General features: G+C 65.7%; 20 protein-coding genes. 16 read left to right on the top strand and 4 right to left on the bottom strand.

The annotated features are described in order from the left end of the window. Position 1 precedes the first annotated feature (1 nt). Positions 2-1225, bottom strand: coding sequence for a DUF445 domain-containing protein (locus tag H289_RS0105220; RefSeq protein WP_020099701.1), 1224 nt, complete (start codon positions 1223-1225; stop codon positions 2-4). A gap of 242 nt (positions 1226-1467) precedes the next feature. Beyond that, the gene (locus tag H289_RS31715) at positions 1468-3576 is read right to left on the bottom strand and encodes a PecA family PE domain-processing aspartic protease (RefSeq protein ID WP_155944034.1); all 2109 of its coding nucleotides are present in this window, start codon (positions 3574-3576) and stop codon (positions 1468-1470) included. Between the two features lie 413 nt (positions 3577-3989). Between H289_RS31715 and H289_RS31710 the strand changes: the two genes are divergently transcribed. The 14 genes from H289_RS31710 to H289_RS0105145 all read left to right on the top strand — a co-directional run bounded on the left by H289_RS31710 (position 3990) and on the right by H289_RS0105145 (position 17547). After that, the gene (locus tag H289_RS31710; protein WP_155944033.1) at positions 3990-5909 is read left to right on the top strand and encodes a hypothetical protein; all 1920 of its coding nucleotides are present in this window, start codon (positions 3990-3992) and stop codon (positions 5907-5909) included. A 1-nt stretch (position 5910) separates the two neighbouring features. Further along, positions 5911-6087 (top strand): alkyl sulfatase C-terminal domain-containing protein, encoded by a 177-nt coding sequence (locus tag H289_RS32245; protein ID WP_020099699.1) that lies wholly within the window; start codon positions 5911-5913, stop codon positions 6085-6087. Between the two features lie 271 nt (positions 6088-6358). Next, complete coding sequence (locus H289_RS0105200; protein WP_051128409.1) at positions 6359-7069, top strand: MlaE family ABC transporter permease; 711 nt, start codon at positions 6359-6361, stop codon at positions 7067-7069. Next, positions 7066-7920, top strand: a complete 855-nt coding sequence (locus H289_RS0105195) for an ABC transporter permease (RefSeq protein ID WP_029104806.1) — start codon at positions 7066-7068, stop codon at positions 7918-7920. The genes H289_RS0105200 and H289_RS0105195 overlap by 4 nt, the downstream gene beginning before the upstream one ends. Before the next feature lie 5 nt (positions 7921-7925). Next, a complete protein-coding gene (locus H289_RS29755; protein WP_020099696.1) occupies positions 7926-9236 on the top strand; it encodes an MCE family protein in 1311 nt (436 codons plus the stop codon). After that, positions 9233-10261, top strand: a complete 1029-nt coding sequence (locus H289_RS0105185) for an MCE family protein (protein WP_029104805.1) — start codon at positions 9233-9235, stop codon at positions 10259-10261. Before H289_RS29755 ends, H289_RS0105185 begins: the two co-directional genes overlap by 4 nt. After that, entirely contained in the window at positions 10258-11619 is a 1362-nt protein-coding gene (locus H289_RS0105180) for an MCE family protein (protein ID WP_020099694.1), read from the top strand. The genes H289_RS0105185 and H289_RS0105180 overlap by 4 nt, the downstream gene beginning before the upstream one ends. Before the next feature lie 2 nt (positions 11620-11621). After that, positions 11622-12944: an MCE family protein gene (locus H289_RS0105175; RefSeq protein ID WP_036420138.1), complete on the top strand. Its 1323-nt coding sequence runs from the start codon at positions 11622-11624 to the stop codon at positions 12942-12944. Continuing rightward, entirely contained in the window at positions 12941-14062 is a 1122-nt protein-coding gene (locus H289_RS0105170; RefSeq protein WP_020099692.1) for a virulence factor Mce family protein, read from the top strand. The genes H289_RS0105175 and H289_RS0105170 overlap by 4 nt, the downstream gene beginning before the upstream one ends. 1 nt (position 14063) lies before the next feature. Continuing rightward, entirely contained in the window at positions 14064-15542 is a 1479-nt protein-coding gene (locus tag H289_RS0105165; RefSeq protein WP_020099691.1) for an MCE family protein, read from the top strand. Further along, complete coding sequence (locus H289_RS0105160) at positions 15512-16102, top strand: Rv1363c family protein (RefSeq protein ID WP_020099690.1); 591 nt, start codon at positions 15512-15514, stop codon at positions 16100-16102. The genes H289_RS0105165 and H289_RS0105160 overlap by 31 nt, the downstream gene beginning before the upstream one ends. Before the next feature lie 37 nt (positions 16103-16139). Further along, positions 16140-16730, top strand: a complete 591-nt coding sequence (locus tag H289_RS0105155) for a hypothetical protein (protein ID WP_020099689.1) — start codon at positions 16140-16142, stop codon at positions 16728-16730. After that, a complete protein-coding gene (locus tag H289_RS0105150; RefSeq protein ID WP_036420137.1) occupies positions 16700-17071 on the top strand; it encodes a DUF732 domain-containing protein in 372 nt (123 codons plus the stop codon). The genes H289_RS0105155 and H289_RS0105150 overlap by 31 nt, the downstream gene beginning before the upstream one ends. Next, positions 17068-17547 carry a CAP domain-containing protein gene (locus H289_RS0105145; RefSeq protein ID WP_020099687.1) on the top strand — a complete coding sequence of 160 codons (480 nt, stop codon included), beginning with the start codon at positions 17068-17070 and terminating at the stop codon, positions 17545-17547. The genes H289_RS0105150 and H289_RS0105145 overlap by 4 nt, the downstream gene beginning before the upstream one ends. Before the next feature lie 14 nt (positions 17548-17561). Here the strand turns inward: H289_RS0105145 and H289_RS0105140 are convergent, their stop codons facing one another. Further along, positions 17562-18599, bottom strand: a complete 1038-nt coding sequence (locus tag H289_RS0105140; RefSeq protein WP_029104802.1) for an LLM class F420-dependent oxidoreductase — start codon at positions 18597-18599, stop codon at positions 17562-17564. A gap of 2 nt (positions 18600-18601) precedes the next feature. Further along, positions 18602-19021: a nuclear transport factor 2 family protein gene (locus H289_RS0105135; protein ID WP_020099685.1), complete on the bottom strand. Its 420-nt coding sequence runs from the start codon at positions 19019-19021 to the stop codon at positions 18602-18604. Positions 19022-19131: 110 nt separating this feature from the next. On the opposite strand from H289_RS0105135, the gene H289_RS0105130 reads away from it, so the two are divergent. Next, on the top strand, positions 19132-19692 hold the full coding sequence (locus H289_RS0105130; protein WP_020099684.1) for a PadR family transcriptional regulator: 561 nt from the start codon (positions 19132-19134) through the stop codon (positions 19690-19692). Between the two features lie 8 nt (positions 19693-19700). After that, entirely contained in the window at positions 19701-20459 is a 759-nt protein-coding gene (locus tag H289_RS0105125; RefSeq protein ID WP_020099683.1) for a helix-turn-helix domain-containing protein, read from the top strand. Positions 20460-20497 lie beyond the last annotated feature (38 nt).

The following is a 20497-nucleotide window of genomic DNA, read 5'->3' as shown; positions in this document are numbered from 1 at the left end:
GTCAGTGCGCCAGCAGCAGGATGAGCTGCGCCTGCAACTCACCGAAGAGGAAACCGAGGGTGGCACCGAGGACGACGACGATCCACTCGTCATCCTTGAATGCCGGACGCAGGAGGTTCTCGAACGACAGTGAGTCCAGCAGCATCATCTTGGTGACCATGACGTTCTCCAGATCGAGGCGATCGCGCATGTATCCCTCGATGTAGGTGGATGTTTCGGGCAGCTTGTCGATGATCGAGTCGGTGATCTGCTTCTTCATGTCGACGTACTGGCGGCCCCCGACGGTCTTGATGATCTTGCCGGTGAAGCCCATCTGCGTGTCGATGGTCTGGCTGATCTCGGTGGAGATCATGTCGAAGAACCGGTCCGACGACGGGCCGTTCAGCATGCTCTCCATGATGGCCTGGGGTGTGAAGATCTCCCGGGCCATCAGCGCTGCATAGCCTTCGACCACCTGGGCACGCTCGCGCTGGAAGACGCCCTGCCACTTGATGCCGAGGAAGACGTTCTTGCGCTCCAGGGGCCGGAAAATCATCTGTAGCGCAACGTAGTCGGTGAGACCACCGGTCAGCAGGCCGAACAGCGGCAGCGACCAGTGCCAGTTGGTGATGCCGAACACCACGGCCTGCACCAGACCGATCAGGAAGCCGAAGAGCAGGCCGGACATGATGAGGAACTTGAACGCCGGCTTACCGATGTCCTGGAAGACCGTGTTGAGCGTGACCTTGTCGCGCACCAGGTTGGTGACGACCATGTGCTTGATGTCGAAGATCTGGTCGACCTGCCCGCGCAGTTTGTCGAACATCGCGGCCATGGCCGTTGGGATGCGCTTCTCGACGTTCTTGACGACGACGTCCTTGAGCTGGTCGGGCGTAGCCCGCCAGACCTGCGGCTGGAACGACATCATGATGGTGTCGACCATCTCGGCGGAGGTCTGCCGCAGTGGTTCGGCGAGTTCTTTGACCAACTCGTTCGGATCGATCTTGTCGAACATCTCCTCGGGTTTGAGGATCTCCGACGTCAGCGAATCCACCGCCACCGCAGCCATTTTCGGCGCGCGCTTGGGAATCTGGCCCTGCCAGCCGAGGTAAGGCGGAATGCCCTTGAACTCGACTGGGTAGAACATCATCTTCAGGGCCATGATCTTGGTGATCCAGCCGACGAACGCCGCGCCCAACGGGATGGTGACGTACACCCACCAGGGGTACGCGAACGCATTAGCCATGAGATTTTCCACCTGGCTGTCTCCCATCAGTCGCGTCCAGTGAAATAGCTGGACTACGTTAACCGGCGACCACGTGCGAGAAGACTAACGGGCACGTCAGATCCGCAACGCGGGATCGCGTATTTTGTTAACCCCGCTCGAACCGCCTGATAATTGGGTATTGCACGCCGGAATTCGACGTGACAGCCGGCCGCTGTCCCGCCGCGGAGCGCGGCGAAACAGCGGACGATTTCGGGTGGCGGCTACAGGTCGAAGACGGTCGATCCGTTTGCGGTGGAGTAGTCGATGTAGATCCGGTTGTGCAGGAACGGCATCGCGCCGGTGTTCGATAGCTCGGCGTTGTAGTCGTCGGTGGTCACCGTCGGCCGGTACGTCGAGGTGGTCGTGTAGGAGTAGAGCAGGTTGCCGTCAGCGTCGTACACCGAGATCGGCGTGCCCGCGTTCAGCAGGTAGTAGGCCACGCTGCCGTCAGTGTTCTTGACGGGGGTCATCTGGGACGTATTCACCAGCGTCGACGGGATGGTGCCGTAGACGCCACCCGAGTCGATCAGCAGATTGATCGGAGTGTTGACCCCGTTGATGGTTATCGAACCGATCACGTTCGGCGAACCCGACGTGGTGACGCGCGCCGGCAGCGGGTTGGGGCCGAACGTCAGCGTCTTGCTGGCCTCGTCGATGTAGATGCCGTTCTTCAGCGCGCTGGGCAGGCCGGTGGTCACCAGGCCGGGGCCGGGGCCGACCGCGTTGGTGCCGACACCCAGGACGCCGACGACGCCGTTGTACTTCAGGAAGTTGGCGAATGCGGTCTGCTGCGCCGGGTCGGTGATGACGTCGACCGGGACAGGCGTGGTGACGAGGCCGCTGCCGAAGTCCACCGTGGTGTTGTACGTGTTGTAGGTGTAGGTCAGCCCGCCGCTGTAGGCGCCGGTGCCGGTGCCCACCGAATTGCCGAGGCCGGTCTGGCCGACGTTCTTGGCGTTGACCACCAGTCCGGACGATCCGGTGTCCACCAGCACCTTGATCTTCGGCCCGCCGTTCACGGAGATGGTGACGATCGGCTCGACGCCCGCATACATGGACAGCGGGACCGAGGCGTAGATGCGGGCGTTGGTGGTGGCGTCGACGATGACGGCCTTGATGTCGCGATTCGCCGCCCAGTAACGCGCGGTCTTCAGCGCAGTCACGGCCTTGCCGATCAGCGCCTCGTTGGACTTGAGGGCCTTCAGGGCTGTCGCATTGGTCGGATCCGCCGCGTAGGCGTCCATCAGATTCTGCTGGTTCGCCTGGTACGTCGTGAGGTAGGTGGCCGCCATCCGCAGCTCGTACCGGGAGTACCCGTTGGCCGAACTGGTGCCGAGGAGGGTGCGCGCCTGCGCGATCTCCGCCAGCGCGGTGTTGATGTACTCGTCGGCGGTAACGGTCTGGCCCGGCTGCCACGTGTCGGTGGGCGCCGGAGTGAGAGTCGATGCGGCACTGGTCTTTTCGCTCGTGGCCAGCGCGGGCACGATACCGAGCAACCGGCTCACGGTCTCGGTGGTGCCGACGAGGGAGGCGGCCAGGAACTCCTCAGTGCGCTGCGTTGCAGCACCGACAGCCTGACCGAAGGCGGCCAGCACCGACAGCAGTCCGGAGATGTTGGTGGGGGCCGTCGGCGAGGTGACGCTGCTCAACGCCTTGGCGGTGGTGTTGGGAATCGAAGTGATTGCGGCCGTGGACGTCTGGGCCGCGGCGACGGTGACCTGCGGGGTGGCGGCTGCTGTCGGTGACGGCGTCGCCGCGACCGTCGCCGCGGCCGCCGGCGACTCCGTGTCCTTGGCCGCGGTGTCGGTGGCCGGCTTGACCGCGGCGGCCGTCTTGAGCGGATTCTTGGTCGCCGGGTTGTTCGTCACCGCCTGGGCGGCGGCCGAAGGGAGCTTCGCGACGGTCCCGGCGTTCGGGGCGGTCGCCGAACGTCCGGTGTTGTCCGCCTTGGTGCGGCGGTTGCGCGCCGGCTTCGCGTCGTCGTCGCCGTCGGCGGAGGCGTCGGCCGCGGCGTCGGGGGCGGCGTCGGGGGCCGACGCGGCCTTGGTGTCCGATGCGGGCTTGCTGTCCGACGTGGCCTTGGTGTCCGACGCATCCGCGGTAGCGGCCGTGTCCTTCTTCTTGTTCTTGGTGGTTTTCTGCGCAGGCGGCTTCTTGGGCTGCGCCGGCGCCGACGACGAGGCGGACTCCGAGTCGGTCGATGGGGCCGCGCTCGCGACGGCCGCGCTGCCGAGGAGTGCGGCGCTGACGCCGACGGCGGCGACTCCCGTGCCCAGCCACGTCGATACCGCCAACTTCCGGCGTTGCGGGCGACGGTGCGCACCAGCCATTTTCGGGCCCTCCATAGTCACGCCGCACGGCCATCGGACCCCGGCAGATCGACCGCTACTGCGGCATTACCGCACTGCAGTCTGGCAGACGGGTGTCCTGCCGCAGTACAGACAGAAAATTAACAGTTGTGAACGGCTGCCGCAGCGCTTCTGGCAAAGATTTTTGCCAGTGTCGTCAATAACCGTAGCTCGGCGAACTGCGGGCATCCGCCGCCGGTAGGTGGCACCGCCTCACGCCGTCGACCTGCGGCGGGTGAGGAGACTCCGGCAAATCGACCACGGGTTACCATCCGCGGACGTAAATTTGCGTTGGATGGCCATTGCGCGTTGCGAGGGCGGCACTTTCAAAGGGGGCGTTGGTGGCTGGACGGATCGGCAGATTCGGCTGCAGGGCAGTGCACCGGGTGTTGACCGTGTTGATTCCCCTGGCCGTGGTCTGCGCCTACGCGGCGCAACTGGTGGAGCCGGTGAGCCACACCGCGGTGACGCACACCGCCGAAATCGTCTCGGCGCCGTCGACCATCGGCATGGCGGACTCCAGCCTGTACGGAATGTCGAAGCAGGACATCGACACCACCCTGGACATGCTGCAATCCATGGGCGTCCAGGACGTCCGGGTCTACATCCCGTGGGTGTACACGCAGCCGCTGCCGAACCAGTACAACTGGGCGCCGATCGACGACATCATGAATGCGGCGAAGGCTCGCAACATGGGCGTCCTCGCAATGGTCAACAGCACGCCGGTCTGGGCCGGCACGGACGGTAACTTCCCCGGGGCCAAGACGCCCGACCCCGTCGCCTACGCGAATTTCATGACGCAGGTCGCGACCCGGTATGGGAAGACGATCTCGGCCTACGAAGTGTGGAACGAGGTCAACTGCGTCTGTTTCTACGACCCGATCTCGCCGTCGAGCTACACCGAATTGTTGAAGGCTGCCTACCCGGCGATCAAGGCGGCCGACCCGACCGCGACTGTCATCGCGGCAGGGCTCGGCAGCGTCTTCACGTTCGGTGGCGTCACCATGAACCCGGTGGATTACGTGAACGGGATGTACGCCGCCGGCGCGAAGGGCTACTTCGACGCGCTGGCGTTCCACCCGTACCAGGAGACGCTGAAGTTCTCGGACGGCGAGAACGTGGTCCTGTCGCCCTTTACCCAGATCCAGAAGATCTACGACCTGATGGCGGCCAACGGTGACGGTCTCAAGAAGATCTGGATCACCGAGTACGGGGTGCCGACCAACAACGTCAGCGAGCACACCCAAGCCGAGTTCATCAAGAACCTCATCGAAACCTGGCAGACGATGGCCACCGACGGAGTGCAGTACGGCGGGCCGATCTTCATCTACACCACCCGGGACGACCAACCCGGCAGCGGCAAGTTCGGCGTCTTCTACGCGGACTGGATTCCCAAGGAGGCCGCTTTCGTCATCGCCCAGGAAATCCTGCGGCTCAACGGCGTTGGAGGAGTCGAAGGCATCGCGGCGCGGATACTGGCCGCGGTGCGACTGGCGATCGGCGCGGTCGTGGACACCGCCGTCAAAATCGGACAAGCCGTAGTGAAAGTTGTTGACGCTGCGTGGAATGCGTTCGTCGACGTCACCAAGGCGGTAACGAAAGCAGTGGTCAACACGGTCAAATGGATCACCAATGCCGTCGTTCAGGGCGTGAAATGGGTGGCCAACACCGCCGCCGATGTGACGAAGGCCGTGGTCGCGGGCATCTCGAACGTGATCCAGAAGATCGGCGACATCATCCGGCCGCCGGCGTCGGTCGCCGCGGTGAACCCGAAAGCGGCGCTGAAGGCAGTGGCCACCATGAAAGAGGCTGCGGCGGAACTGGACTCGCCCAAGACGACTGCCGCGACGAAACCGGAGCCGGGTGCGAAGGTCGCCCCGGTCAAGGGGACCGATGTCAAGGACGCCGACGGTCCTGATGCTGTGAAGGCGCCGACCAAGGGGACGGAGAAGGACGCCGCTGCCGAGCCCGAGGTGAAGACGCCGGAAGCGAAGACACCTGAGGCGGCGACACCTGAGGTCAAGGGCGCGCCCAAGGCAGAGTCCGACGACAACAAGCCGGTGAGCCAGAACGACTCGGCCGGATCCAAGAAGGACCAGTCGGATTCCGATACGCCGAAGCAAGCCGATGCGCCGAAGCGCGGCAAGGGCAAGAAGGCCGGGCAACACCCGACCGGCAGTGGCAAGCCGGCGGCCCGCCCGGCTGCCGACGACAGCCCGAAGGGCCAGTCGCCGCGTGGTGAGGCGCCGAAGTTGAAGCCGAAGCCGGTGAAGGCCGCTGCGGCCGCGGCGTCGGGGTCCTCGCACGACGAGTGAGTTGATCGGCCTGAAACTGACCAAGGCGACGATGAGCGAGATTCAGCTCGGCAAAGTCAAACTCGCCGACGCGATATCGGCGAACAACGTCACCGTGGAGGGCAAGCGGCAGTCGGTGGACGAGTTCGTCGGACTGCTCGACACCTTCCAGCTCTGGTTCAACATCGTGACGCCGTAACCAGGGCGCTTGCAGGTAGGTTTTGGCTCAGCGCGATTCAATCCGGGTGAACCGAAGCAATTGCGTTGAGTCCACCTGCATCTTCGGTAATTGACGTTGCCGTACCCCCCTTTGTTGCGTTGACAGCAAACTGGTGCCTTCCTAACGTCCGGGCCAAGCTCGACGACGGACCGACATTGGGAGGCAGCTTGTGGCGCAAACGCTCCAGTCGTCTCCGCGCGCCTCCACGGCCTGGACGCGCCCCGCTGTGGCAGTCGGCGATTTCATCGTCATGGCCGGTGAGACGTTCGCCGCGATGCTGCGTCCGCCGTACGCCTGGCGTGAACTGATCGAGCAGATCTGGTTCGTCGCGCGCGTCTCCGTCGTACCGACTGTCGTGCTGTCGATTCCATACACGGTGCTGATCGTCTTCACGCTCAACATCGTGCTGATCGAGGTCGGCGCCGGTGACCTGTCCGGTGCCGGCGCGGCGCTGGCCTCGGTGACACAGGTGGGGCCGGTGGTTACCGCGATCGTCGTGGCCGGTGCCGGTTCGACCGCGATGTGTGCCGACCTCGGCGCACGAACCATCAGAGAAGAGATCGATGCCATGAAAGTCATTGGCGTCAACCCGATTCCGGCACTCGTCGTGCCCCGCGTCCTCGCCGCGACATTCGTCGCGGCGATGCTCTATTCCATGGTGGCCGTCGTCGGCCTGGCCGGCAGCTACTTCTTCGTCGTCTATATCCAGCACGTGACGCCCGGCGCGTTCATCGCGGGCATGACGCTGCTGACGGGCCTGCCGCAGGTGATCGTCTCCCTGGTCAAGGCATTGCTGTTCGGGCTGTCGGCCGGGCTGATCGCGTGCTACAAGGGACTTTCGGTCGGTGGCGGACCGACGGCCGTCGGCAACGCAGTCAATGAGACCGTCGTCTTCGCGTTCATGGCGCTGTTCCTGATCAACATCCTGGCGACCGCGTTCGGCGTGAAAGTGGCGCCATGACAGCAGATGTGGATGTCGACCACCCCTCACCGCTCAGCGAACTGGCGGGCCAGGCGATCGCGGCGACCCGCCGGCTGGGCGAACAGACGGCGTTCTACGGCAGCGCCCTGGCCGCCACCGCCGACGCCGTCCGGCGCTACCCGGGCGAGGTGCTGCGGCTCATCGCGGTCATGGGCATGGGGACCGGCGCACTCGCCGTCATCGGCGGCACCGTGGTCATCGTCGGGTTCCTCACCCTGTCCACCGGCGCCCTGATCGCCGTCCAGGGCTACAACACCCTGTCCAATGTCGGTATCGAAGCGCTGACGGGCTTCCTGGGGGCCTTTCTGAACGTGCGCTTCATCGCTCCCGCAACGGCCGGGGTGGCACTCGCCGCCACGATCGGGGCCGGGGCGACGGCACAACTCGGCGCCATGCGCATCAACGAGGAGATCGACGCCCTGGAAGTGATGGGCATCCGGGTGATCACGTACCTGGCGGCGACCCGGATCGTCGCCGGCGTGGTGGCCGTCGTGCCGATCTACACCGTCGCGGTGTTGATGTCCTTCCTGGCGACCCGGTTCGGGACCACGATGATCTACGGCCAGTCGCGCGGCGTCTACGACCACTACTTCACGACGTTCCTGCATCCCAATGACCTCGCCTGGTCCTTCTTCGAGGCGCTGGCCATGGCGGCCGCGGTGATGGCGGTGCACACCTACTACGGCTTCACCGCCACCGGCGGACCGGCCGGTGTCGGCGAGGCCGTCGGCCGCGCGGTGCGGACCTCGATCACCGCCGGCGTGTTCATCCTGCTCACCATCACACTGTCCGTCTACGGCCAGTCCGGCAACTTCCACCTGGCTGGCTGAACCGAATGGCGAAGGGTGCGAACAAAACTCGGCGTGAGCAGATCGACCCGATCTGGTGGGCGCCTGTCCTGGTGATCGTGGTCGTCGCCATGACCGCCATGACGTGGCTGCTGTTCTCCGGATCACTGCGGGGATTCGTGCCACTGACCCTGATCTCCGACCGCGCCGGGCTGGTCATGGAGGACGGCGCGAAGGTGAAGCTCCGGGGCGTGCAGATCGGCGAGGTGGAATCGATCGGCAGCCGGACAGATACTGGGGGACACGTACTTTCGACGCTGAAACTCCGGATGTACCCCGGGCCGTTCGCGCAACTGCCGGGCAATGTCGAAGCGCAGATCCGGTCGAGCACCGCGTTCGGCGCCAAGTACGTCGAACTGAATGTGCCGTCGACCGGGCCGAGCGGCGGCCACCTCAAATCGGGTGCGGTGCTGCAGTCGCAGAACGTGACGGTCGAGGTCAACACCGTGTTCGAGAACCTGCAGTCGGTGGTCCAGGTGATCGACCCGACGAAGCTCAACTCGGTGCTCTCGGCCGTGGCCGAATCGTTGCGCGGTAAGGGCGACGTCATCGGCCAGGCGATCACCGACGCGAACCACGTTCTGTTGGAGGTGAATCCGCGCATGGACACCGTGCGCAAGGATTGGCAGTTGTTCGGGCAGACCGCACAGGCGTATTCGGCCGCGGCGCAGGACATCGTGTCCATCCTGGATTCGTTCTCGACCACCGCCACCACGATCACCGGTCAGTCGAAGGAACTCGACGGCCTGTTGTTGTCGGCGGTCGGCTTCTCGCAGTCGGGCATCGACACCATCGGCGCCAACCAGACTGCCCTGGCGCGGTCGATGGAAGTGCTGCGACCGACCACCGCACTCCTCGAGAAGTATTCGCCGACGTACACGTGCCTGTTCCAGGGCGCCCAGTGGTTCCTGGAGCACGGCGGCCGATATGCCATGGGCGGCAACGGGAAATCGGTGATCATGGATGTCGGGCTGCTGGCCGGTGCCGATCCCTACCGGTTCCCCGACAACCTGCCCGTCGTCAATGCCAGTGGTGGGCCCGGTGGCAAGCCGAGTTGCGGTTCGCTGCCCGACGTCAGCAAGAACTTCCCGGTCAAGTACCTGGTGACCGACACCGGTTACGGTGACGGCCTGGATATGCGGCCCAACCCCGGCATCGGTTTCCCTGGTTTCGCCAACTACTTCCCGGTGACCAAGCCGCAGCCCGAACCGCCGCGAATCCGGTACCCGGGTGGTCCGGCTCCCGGGTTGCCCGGTGTCGAGATGGGCGTGCCCCAACCTGAGCCGGGGTCACCATGAGAAGCCGGATTCGTGGGACCGTAACCCGCGTCGTGATCTTCACCGTGGTCAGCCTGCTCTTCATGTTCGGGCTGCTGACGGTGTTCGGGCAGTTCCGTTTCGATTCGCGGGCTTCCTACCAGGCGGTGTTCAGCAACGTGTCGGGGTTGAAGGGTGGCAACTTCGTTCGTATCGCCGGCGTTGAGGTCGGGAAGGTCAAGAGCCTCACGCTGCACAAGGACGGCACCGTCACCATCGACTTCGCGATCGACAGACAACTGACGCTCACCGAAGGCACCACCGCGACCGTCCGCTATGAGAACCTGATCGGCGACCGCTACCTGGCGCTCGAGGAAGGTCCCGGGTCGGTGCGCAAACTCCTTCCGGGCCAGACGATCCCGTTGTCCCGGACGTCGCCGGCATTGGATGTCGACGCGCTCATCGGCGGCTTCCGGCCACTGTTCCGTGCGCTCGATCCCGATCAGGTCAACGCGTTGAGCGGTGAGTTGCTTCGGGTGTTCCAGGGCCAGGGCGGCACCATCTCGTCGGTGCTGGCGCAGACGTCGGCACTGACAACAACTTTGGCGGGCCGGGACCAGCTCATCGGTGAGGTCATCACCAACCTGAACACCGTGCTGGGGACGTTCGCGGCCCGTGACACGCAGTTCGCCGACGGCCTGGACAAGCTGTCGCAACTCGTTCAGGGTTTGGCCACCCGCAAATCCGACATCGCGATCGGGGTGGCGAACATCAACAGCGCGGCGCGGTCGGTTGCCGACCTGCTGACCGTGGGGGGCGAGCCGATCAAACAGACTGTGCAGCAGACGGATCGGGTGTCCGGCCAGATCGAGGCGGACCACGCCTACGTCGACGAGCTGGTGCGGACGCTGCCGGACGCGTACCAGATTCTTTCCCGCAACGGCCTGTACGGCGACTACTTCAGCTTCTATCTCTGCGACGCACTGCTGAAGCTGAATGGAAAGGGCGGCCAACCGGTGTACGTCAAAGTGGCCGGCCAGGAGTCGGGGCGGTGCACACCGAAATGACGCGCATCAAGCTGAACATCAAGCCCCTGGCCGAACGTAACCGGTTGGCGGTAGGCGCGACCGGTATCGCGCTGATCGTCGCGATCGTCGTCGCCGCTTTCAGCTACGACAAGATCCCGTTCATCAAGGGGACCTCCGACTACCAGGCGTACTTCGCCGATGCCGGCGGTATCAAGACGGGCAGTGACGTGCGGGTGTCTGGCTTGGGCGTCGGACGGGTCTCGGGAATTCACTTGGAGGGTGCCAAGGTTCGGGTGGATTTCACGGTGCGTGACGGCGTCGAACTGGGCGACCGCACCGAAGCCGCCATCAAGACCGAGACGGTGCTGGGTACCAAGGTGCTGGAGCTGACGCCGCGCGGTGACGGAAACCTCAACGGCCCCATCCCGATTGAACGCACCACCTCGCCATACGATCTGCCGGCCGCGCTGGGTGATCTGACGACCACCATCAGCGGTCTGGACACCACCCAGCTGTCTTCGGCACTCAAGACGCTGGCGCAGACGTTCCAGAACACGCCACCCGATCTGAAGTTGGCGCTGGAGAGCGTGGCGCGATTCTCCGACACCCTCGGTACCCGCGATGCCAAGCTGCGCCAGCTGCTCGCCGATGCCAACAAGGTGACTTCGGTGCTGGCCAAGCGTAGTGACCAGATTGCGCAGTTGGTGGTCAACACCGACGCGCTGCTGGGGGAGATTCTGTCGCAACGCAATTCGGTCGAGACGCTGATGGCCAATGTCAGCGCGGCCACCGTGCAACTCTCCGGTCTGGTGCAGGACAACCGGACGCAACTGAAGCCGGCCGTCGACAAGCTCAACGGCGTTCTCAGCATCCTCGACAACCGGAAGAAGGAGCTGCAGCGCACGCTGTACCTGTTGCGCCGGTACGCCATGTCGTTCGGCGAAGTGCTCGGTGCCGGGCCGTTCTTCAAAGCATCGCTCGTGAACCTGTTCCCGGGTCAGTTCGATCAGCCGTTCATCGACGCGGCGTTCTCCGACCTGGGATTGGACCCCAACGTGCTGCTGCCGTCGCAGCTGACCGAGCCCGGCGCCGGTCAGCCGGGTACCCCGCCGCTGCCGTCGCCGTATCCGCGCACCGGCCAGGGTGGACCGCCGAATCTCACTCTGCCCGACGCGATCACCGGCAATCCCGGAGATCCGCGTTACCCCTATCGGGAACCGCTGCCCGCGCCGCCACCGGGAGGCCCGGCACCCGGACCGCCGGCGCTGGCACCGGCCCCTGGCGAGGTGCCGCCGCCGACGGTCCCGCCCCCGACGCCGCTCCCGCCGTCGAATAATTCGCACACCGGTTCGCCCGGTGTGGTGTCAGATCCCGTTTCGCCCGTCGGAGGGAGGTGACCATGACCAGCCCCGAACCCACACCACGCGTGGGCAGCCGCCGGACGTGGCGCATCGCCCTCGCGCTCGGTCTCGTGGTCATCCTGGCGGTTGCCGCCACCGGACTGGCTCGATCCTGGTGGGTCACCGCTGTCCGGAGTACCTACGTCGCGTACTTCGCGAACACCAACGGCCTGTACACCGGCGACGACATCAGGATTCTGGGCGTCACCGTCGGCACGGTCGAGAAGATCGAGCCGCAACCGCATGCCGCCAAAGTGACTTTCTCGGTGGACTCGCAATACGCGCTGCCCGCCGACGTCCGTGCCGCCATCTTGTCGCCGTCATTGGTGAGCGCCCGCGCGATTCAGTTGGTGCCCGCCTACACCAGTGGACCCAAACTCGCCGCGGGCTCCACCATCGCCCTGGACCGCACCGTGGTGCCGGTGGAATGGGACGACTTCCGTCAGCAACTGGAGAAGCTCACCGACTCGCTGCAGCCGACGAGTCCCGGCGGGCCCAGTGCCGTCGGCGAATTCATCAACAGCGCCGCGGACAACCTGCGCGGCCAGGGCGACACCGCGCGCGACACCGTCATCAAGCTGTCCCGCGCGATGTCGGCTCTCGGCGACCACAGCACCGACATCTTCAGCACGGTGCGCAATCTGCAGTTGCTGGTCTCGGCACTGTCGTCCAGCAGCGATCTGCTCGCCGCCTTCAACACCAACATGGCTTCCATCACCACCGCACTGTCGAGCACGCCGAACAACATCGCCGATGCGACACGCAATCTGGACACCGCGGTCAAGGATCTGCGCGGCTTCATCGCGGAGAACCGGGAAGGGTTGGGGACCACCTTCGACCACCTCAACGCGATCACCACGGCGCTCAACGACAGCCGCACGGACCTCAAGCAGGTCTTGCACATCGCGCCGACGGTGTTCCAGAACTTCACCAACATCTACGACCCCGCGCAGAGCGCCATCACGGGCATCCTGGCGCCCGTCAACTTCGCCGACACCGTGCAGTTCCTCTGCGGCGCAATCCAGTCCGCGGCACGGGAAGGCTTCGAGCAGTCCGCCAAGCTGTGCGTGCAGTACCTGGCGCCGATCATCAAGAACCGGCAGTACAACTTCGTGCCGATCGGCGGCAATCCTTTCGTCGGCGCGACGGCCCGGCCCAACGAGGTCACCTACAGCGAGCCGCGACTGCGGCCGGGCGGGGCCCCGCCGCAGGAGAACCCCGCGCCGGCTCCGCTGCCGGCGGAGGCCCCCGTATCGACCCCGACCGACCCCGGCCAGGGGCTGGCCGGCCTCATGGTCCCGCAGCAGGGGACGCAGCCATGAAGCGCCTCGTGACCGCGACCCTCGTCATCCTCAGCGTGCTGACGTTGCCGGGATGCCAATGGCGCGGCCTGAATTCGCTGAGCCTGCCTGGCACCGCCGGCGACGGACCAGGTTCGTACGTGATTCAAGCGCAATTGCCCGACGTCGTGGTGATCCAGCAGAACACCCGCGTGCGCGTCGGTGACGTCAACGTCGGCAACGTCACCAAGATCGAGGTACAGGACTGGCACGCGCTGGTCACCATGCGGATCAACGGCGACGTCCACCTACCCGCCAACAGCACCGCCAAGGTCGGGCAGACCAGCCTGCTGGGCTCGATGCACATCGAGCTAAGCCCGCCGACCGGCGAAGCGCCGCAAGGCCAGCTGACCAACGGCGCGGTGATCCCGCTGTCCAGGGCCGCAACGTATCCCACCACCGAGCAGGCCCTCGCGTCGGCGTCGATCCTCCTGAACGGTGGTGGCCTGGCCCAGTTGCAGGAGATCAACCAGACCTTCGCGAAGGCATTGGCCGGCCGCGAGAACGACATGCGCAGCCTGCTGACCCAGCTCGACACGTTCATTTCCCGACTCAATGCCCAGACCGACGACATCATCTCCGCCACAGAGAATTTGAATTCTCTGGTGGGCCAGTTCGCGGCGAACCAGCGCACGGTCGACAAGGCGCTCACCACCATCCCGCAGGCGTTGGCGGTACTGGCAGAGCAGCGCGCGAAGCTGGCCGACGCGATCGATGCCGTCGGACGGTTCAGCGCGGTCGCGACGTCGACGATCAAGCAGACCAAGGAGAGCCTCGTCGCCAACCTGCGGAGCATGGTGCCCGTGCTGCGGTCGCTGGCCGATTCGGGACCGGCACTGACGAAGGGCCTGGACTTCCTGTCGACCTACCCGTGGGTGAAGAGCAATCTCGGCAACTGGTTCCGGGGCGACTTCGCCAACATCACGATGGTCATCGACCTGACGTTGAGCCGGCTCGACAGCAGCCTGTTCACCGGAACCCGGTGGGAGGGCAACCTCACCGAACTCGAAATGCAATGGGGCCGCACGATCGGTCAGATGCCCAGCCCGTACACCGCGGGCAACCCGCTGATCGCTCCCTATCACTTCGGGGGGTACTGACATGCTGCGTCTGCGCTTGTCCCGGACAGTCTGGCTCCAGCTGGCGATCCTCGGTGCCGTCACCGTGATTGCCTGCAGCGTCATGGCATTCGGCTTCGTGCACGTACCGGCTCTGCTCGGGTACGGCCGATACACCGTGACGCTCGAGCTGCCGGAGTCCGGCGGTCTGTACCCGACGTCGGTGGTCACCTACCGCGGCACCGAGATCGGGCGGGTCAAAGCGGTCGACGTCACCGCGGGCGGGGTTCGGGCCGAGCTGAATCTCGACTCCGCCATCAAGGTGCCTGCGGACGTATCGGCCGCGGTCCACAGCCGCTCGGCCGTCGGTGAACAGTTCGTCGAATTGATCCCTGCGGCAGGGCAATCCGATGCCGGCCCGACCCTGCGCGGCGGAGCGACCATCCCGGTGGCCAAGGTGCGGATTCCGCCGGACATCGGCAACCTGCTCGATGCCACCAACCGAGCGCTGGAAGCCATCCCGCAGGACAATCTGCGTACCGTCGTCGACGAAGCCGACAAAGCCGTGAGCGGACTCGGCCCTGAGCTGTCCCGGATCGTCAACGGCTCCACGTCACTGGCCATCGAGGCCGGCAAGAACGTCGGCCCGATCACGCAACTGATCGACCAGAGCCCGGCCGTGCTGAATTCGCAAGTGCAGACCGCGGACTCGATCGCGACGTGGGCGCAGCGAGCCGCGTCCATCACCGGCCAGTTCAAGGCCCAGAATGCGGCGTTCGCCGATCTGCTCAAGCTCGGGCAGCCGACCCTGAACGAGGGCCGCGCCCTGTTCGACAGGTTCGCCCCGGCACTGCCGGTCCTGCTGGCCAACATGGTGAGCCTGGGTGAGATCGCGGTTGTCTATCGGCACGACATCGAACAACTGCTGGTGCTCTTCCCGCAGGGCACCGCGTTGATGTCGGCGATCGCGGTCGCCGACGCGGACCTCAAGACGCCCTATCGGGGCATCTATCTGGACTTCAAACTGAACATGAATCTGCCGCCGCCGTGCAACACCGGCTTCCTGCCCGTCAAACAGCAACGGGTACCGACCGAGGTGGACTATCCCGAGCGTCCCGCCGGTGAGCTGTACTGCCGGGTGCCGCAGGATTCCGACCTGAATGTTCGTGGCGTGCGGAACATTCCGTGCGAGAACAACCCGGCCAAGCGGTCGCCGACCGTGGAGCTCTGCGAAAGCAACGAGCAGTACGTGCCCCTCAACGACGGCTACATCTGGAAGGGCGATCCCAACGCCACGCTGACGGGGCAGGGCGTCCCGCAGTACGCGCCGGGCACCGATCCCCGGCAGCGCCCCAGTGCAGCACCTGGGCCGGCACCCCCGGCACCCCCGGTGGCCGTGGTGCCCTACGACCCCGCGACCGGCGGTTACGTGGGGCCTGACGGCAAGCCGTACACCGACTCCGACCTGGCCGCCACCACGAAAGGCAAGACATGGCAGAGCATGCTGATCCCGAGCAGCTAGACATCGCCGATGCAGCCGATGCGGATGCAGCCGACGCGGATGCGGTCGTGGCGCCGAAACCGTCGCTGCGGCAACGGTTGCCGCGTGTCTCGCCGCTGGTGGCGACCGGACTGGCACTGGTCGTCGCCGGGGGTGCCCTGGTGGTCTGGCTGGGCTTTCGGGCGCACCAGGCCGAACAGGGACAGGCGCTGCGGAACCTGTACGTGCAGACGGCCCGCCAGGCCGCGCTGAACCTGACCACGATCAGCTACACCGAGGCGGACACCGACATCCGCCGGATACTCGACTCGTCGACCGGCGAATTCCGCGAAGACTTCCAGCGCCGGTCCGAGCCGTTCGTCGCGGTGGTGAAGCAGGCCCGATCGAAATCCGAGGGCACCGTCACCGAAGCCGGACTCGAGTCGGTGACCGGTGATGGCGCACAGGTGCTTCTCGCGGTGTCGGTGCGGACATCGTTGGCCGAGGCGCCGGCGGGTCCACCACGAAACTGGCGCATGCGGATCAGCGTCGCCAAGGACGGCGCGGGCGCCCGAATCTCCAACGTCCAGTTCGTGTCATGAGCAGATCGGACGGTCAGGGCAACATGAAGGACAGGTCATGACAGTGACAGTGGATGTCGAAGAACGTCCCGTCGAACCCGACGAGACCGAGGCCGCCGAGGAGGCGGTTGTCGAAGCCGAACCCGCAGCGGTGCAGAGTGATTCGCGGAAGCCGTGGGCGCGGTGGACGGGTCTGACATTGGCGTTCGCCGCGATGCTGCTTGCCGTCGCCGCGGGGTACTTCAACTGGCAGGACGGGTCGGTGCGGCTCGCGCAAGCCGCGGCCACCGAGTCGGTGCGGGCGGCCAGTGACGGTACCGTCGCCATGCTGTCGTACCGGCCGGAAACGGTTGACACCGAGCTGAAATCGGCCGCCGGCCGGCTGACCGGCGGGTTCCGCGACGAGTACACCAAGTTGGTCGACACCGTCGTGGCGCCCGGGGCCAAACAGAAACACATCTCCGCAGTCGCGACCGTTCCGGACGCCGCCTCGGTGTCGGCGACCGAAAACCACGCTGTGGTACTGGTTTTCGTGAACCAGACGACCACCATCGGTGCCGACTCGCCCACCGCGTCGACCTCGACGGTGCGGGTGACTCTCGACAAGGTGCACGATCGATGGCTGATCTCACAGTTCGATCCCGTGTGACGCGGGCGCTGGTGATGGTGTTCGCCGCGGGGGCCGCGGCCGGATGGATGGTGCCGCCGGCCCAGGCCGACCCGGTGACGTACGTGAACAGCGTCAACGTGCGGGGCGGCTTCAACTTCCCGAGCGGCGATGCCGCCATCGCCTACGGGCGCGGCGTGTGCGACAAGATCGCCGCGGGCAGGAGTTACGGGCAGATCATCGGTGACATCAAGGTCGACGTCACGGGTGGCGACGAAGGCCAGGCCAATTATCTTGTCGGACAGGTGATCAACGAACTGTGCCCCGAGCTGATCGGGCCGCTGCGCAGTTCCGCGGGCAACTACCGACCGGGGGCACAGTGAGTACCCGGTTGGCCGGGGTGATCCTGGCGGTCTTCGCGTGCGGCGCCGCGCTGCCTGCGGTGGCTCACGCGGACAACACGCGCCTCAACAACAGCGTGGTCGCCAACGTCTACACCATTCAGCACCAGGCCGGCTGCACCAATGACGTGGCGGTCAGCCCGCAGCTGCGGCTCGCCGCCGAGTGGCACGCGAACGATGTGCTGAACAACCGCGACCTCGACGGTGACCTCGGCTCGGACGGGTCGACGGCACAGCGGCGCGCGGAGGCAGCGGGCTTCCGGGGCAAGGTGTTTCAGACGGTGGCGATCAACCGGTCCATCGCCATCAACAACCTGGATGTGCTGAACCAGTGGTACTACGACCCGCCGACCTACGCGATCATGGCCAACTGCGCCAACACCGTCATGGGCGTGTGGTCGGAGAACAGTTGGGACCGTTCGGTCGTCGTCGCGTTGTACGGTCAGCCGGGCGCGTAGAGGTAGCGTCAGCCCTACACCAGCTCGCGCAGCTCCTCGATGAGTTTGACGCGGTCGGCGGTCGTCGCACCCATCGGCACCACGTTGAGCACCGTTACGCCGGCTTCCCGGAATGCCGCCACCCGTTCCTTGACGAACTCGCGGCTACCGATCAGCGAGATGTCCCGAACCAGTTCGTCGGGAACGACTTTCGCCGCACCGTCCTTGTCGCCAGCAAGGTACAGCTCCTGGATGCGGTCGGCCTCGGCGCCATAGCCGTACTTGGTGGCCACGTTGTGATAGAAGTTCTTGCCCTTGGCGCCCATGCCGCCGATGTACAGCGCGATGTGCGGTTTGATGAACTCGCGCATCCCCTCGACGTTGTCGCCGATGGCCAGCGCCGGTCCGGCGTAGATGTCCATGGGCGGCAGCGTCGCGTCGCGCTTTGCGTAACCGGCCGCCAGCGCGTCGCCCCAGACGTCTTTGGCCTTCTCCGGCATGTAGAAGATCGGCTGCCAGCCTTCGGCGATCTCCGCGGCCAGTTCGACGTTCTTCGGCCCGAGTGCTGCCAGCAACACCGGAATGCGTTCGCGCACAGGGTGGTTGATGAGCTTGAGGGACTTCCCGAGCCCCGTGCCCTGACCTTCCGGCAGCGGGATGGTGTAGTGCTTGCCCTGGTAGGCGAGTCGCTCGCGGCGCCACACCTGGCGGCAGATCTCGACGACCTCGCGGGTGCGGCCGATGGGGCTGTCATACGGGACGCCGTGGAAGCCTTCGATCACCTGCGGGCCGGACGCGCCGAGGCCGAGGATGTACCGACCGTCGGACACGTAGTCGAGACCGGCGGCCGTCATGGCCGTCAGGGTGGGGGTGCGGGTGTAGAGCTGCAGGACGCCGGAGGCCAGCTCCACCCGCTCGGTGGCGGCGGCCAGGTAGCCGAGCGCGCTGATGGCGTCGAACGAGTACGCCTCAGGGACGAAAACGACGTCCAGTCCAGCCTTTTCGAGGTCGGCGACCTCGGCCACGACCTCTTTGAAACCGCCGGCGTAGTTGATGCCGAGACCGATCTTCATGCTCACTGCTCCTTCGCGGCCAGGGCAGCGATGGCTTCGGCGGCCTCGGCCTGGATCTGCGGGAACTGGGCGGCCATGGCCTCCGACAGGGCCTGCGCTCCGGACAGTGGCCGGACCATGACGGTGAACTCGTCGATCAGGCCCTGGTCGTTGACGTGGATGAAGTCGCATCCGTTGATCGTCTTGCCGCCGACCTTGGTCTCGAAAATCAAAGCGTGGCTGTGGTTTTCGGGGTCATTGATCTCGCGGATGTAGCGGAAGTCCTCGAAGACCCGCAGCACGCCGCGCAGGATGGCGGCGGTGATGGGCTTGCCCGGGTAGGGCTTGAAGGCGACGGGACTGGTGAACACCACGTCGTCGGCCAGACAGGCGGCCATGGCTTCGCCGTCGGCGGCCTCGACCGCCTTGCGGAATGCCTGCATCGCATACCTCGCATAGTCAATTTGGTGATTAGGTACGGGTGACGCTAGCGGGACAAGCTCGGCATGTCTATATGTGACTAATCACTTTGTTGACTATTAGACTTCTGGGCATGGCTCTGCGTGACGCCGTGTTGGCGGCCCTGCTCGACAGTGAGGCCTCGGGATATGACCTGGCCAAGGGCTTCGACGCGTCCGTCGCCAACTTCTGGATGGCCACCCCGCAACAGCTGTACCGCGAACTCGACCGGCTCGCGGCAGACGGGCTGATCGAGGCCCGCGTGGTCGAGCAGGAGCGCCGGCCCAACAAGCGGATGTTCACGCTCACCGAGGCAGGCCGCACCGCGGTGCATGACTTCACCGAAGCGACACCCAAGCCCCTGGCCATGCGCGACGACCTGTTGGTGCAGGTGTCCACCGTCGACAGTGGCAACGCGGCTGCCGTGTGCGCCGGCCTGCGGGACCGAATCCAGTGGTCCACCAAACAACTCGAACTTTACGAACGGATTCGCAACCGAATCCTGGGCGGCCGCAGCGAGGCGGCGTTCCTCGCCGAGGCGGAGCGGGTGGGGCCCTATCTGACGCTGATGCGCGGGATCTCGTTCGAGCAGGAGAACCTGCGGTGGGCGCAGCAGGCGCTCGACGTCATCGAGCGGCGCCAATCGCGGCGTTAACATCGGGTATGCCCGTCTGGGAGCTGGGTCCGGCGCAGATGATGGTCGTCGGCACCTTCGGCGACCTGGATGTTCATCACCATGCGGCAGTGCAGGTCGGGGTGGGGCTGACCGGGCCGCTGACGGTCCGAACCGCCGGCGAGGCGTCCCGCAGCGGACACGTCGTGGTCATCGCCAGCGGCGCCGGCCACGCGGTGCGGTCGCAGCCCACCGATGTGACGTTGGCTCTGTATCTGGCGCCGCACACCTGGCCCGGGGCAGCGCTGCACGCCCTCAGCCAGAGCGAATCCGGTGACGGCATCTGGCTGCCGGCCGACCACCGGGCACTCGCACGGGCCGTGGCCGCCGCGTTCGACACCGCCCCCGAGTTGGCCGCCGCCACGCTGATCCAGCGTCTCTGCGGTGATCCGGGACAGCAGCCCGGGCTGCATCCGCAGCTGAAGCAGGCGATGGACCTGATCTACAGCGGCGCAACCGAATCCGTGGACCTGGCATCGGTCGCGCACGAGGTCGCGGTGTCGCCGGACTACCTCGGTCGCCTGTGCCGGCAGCAGACCGGTGTCTCCTTCTCGGCGGCCACCCGCTGGGCGCGACTGCTTTCCGGGTTGAAACATCTCGCGGGCGGTGAGCAGGTCACCGACGCCGCGCATCTGGCCGGATTCGCCGACGGCTCCCATGCCAACCGGGTATGCCGTGAGATGACCGGCGCAGCGCCGTCCGAGATCGCCCGCGCGCTGCGGGATTCGACGGATCCGTCCAAGCGTTGACGGTGCAGGCGGTTCCATACTCGACGCACACTACGAGG

It is taken from the genome of Mycobacterium sp. 360MFTsu5.1, from assembly GCF_000383495.1.
Taxonomy (GTDB): Bacteria; Actinomycetota; Actinomycetes; order Mycobacteriales; family Mycobacteriaceae; genus Mycobacterium; species Mycobacterium mucogenicum_B.
This window is presented reverse-complemented; position numbering and strand designations above follow the sequence as displayed.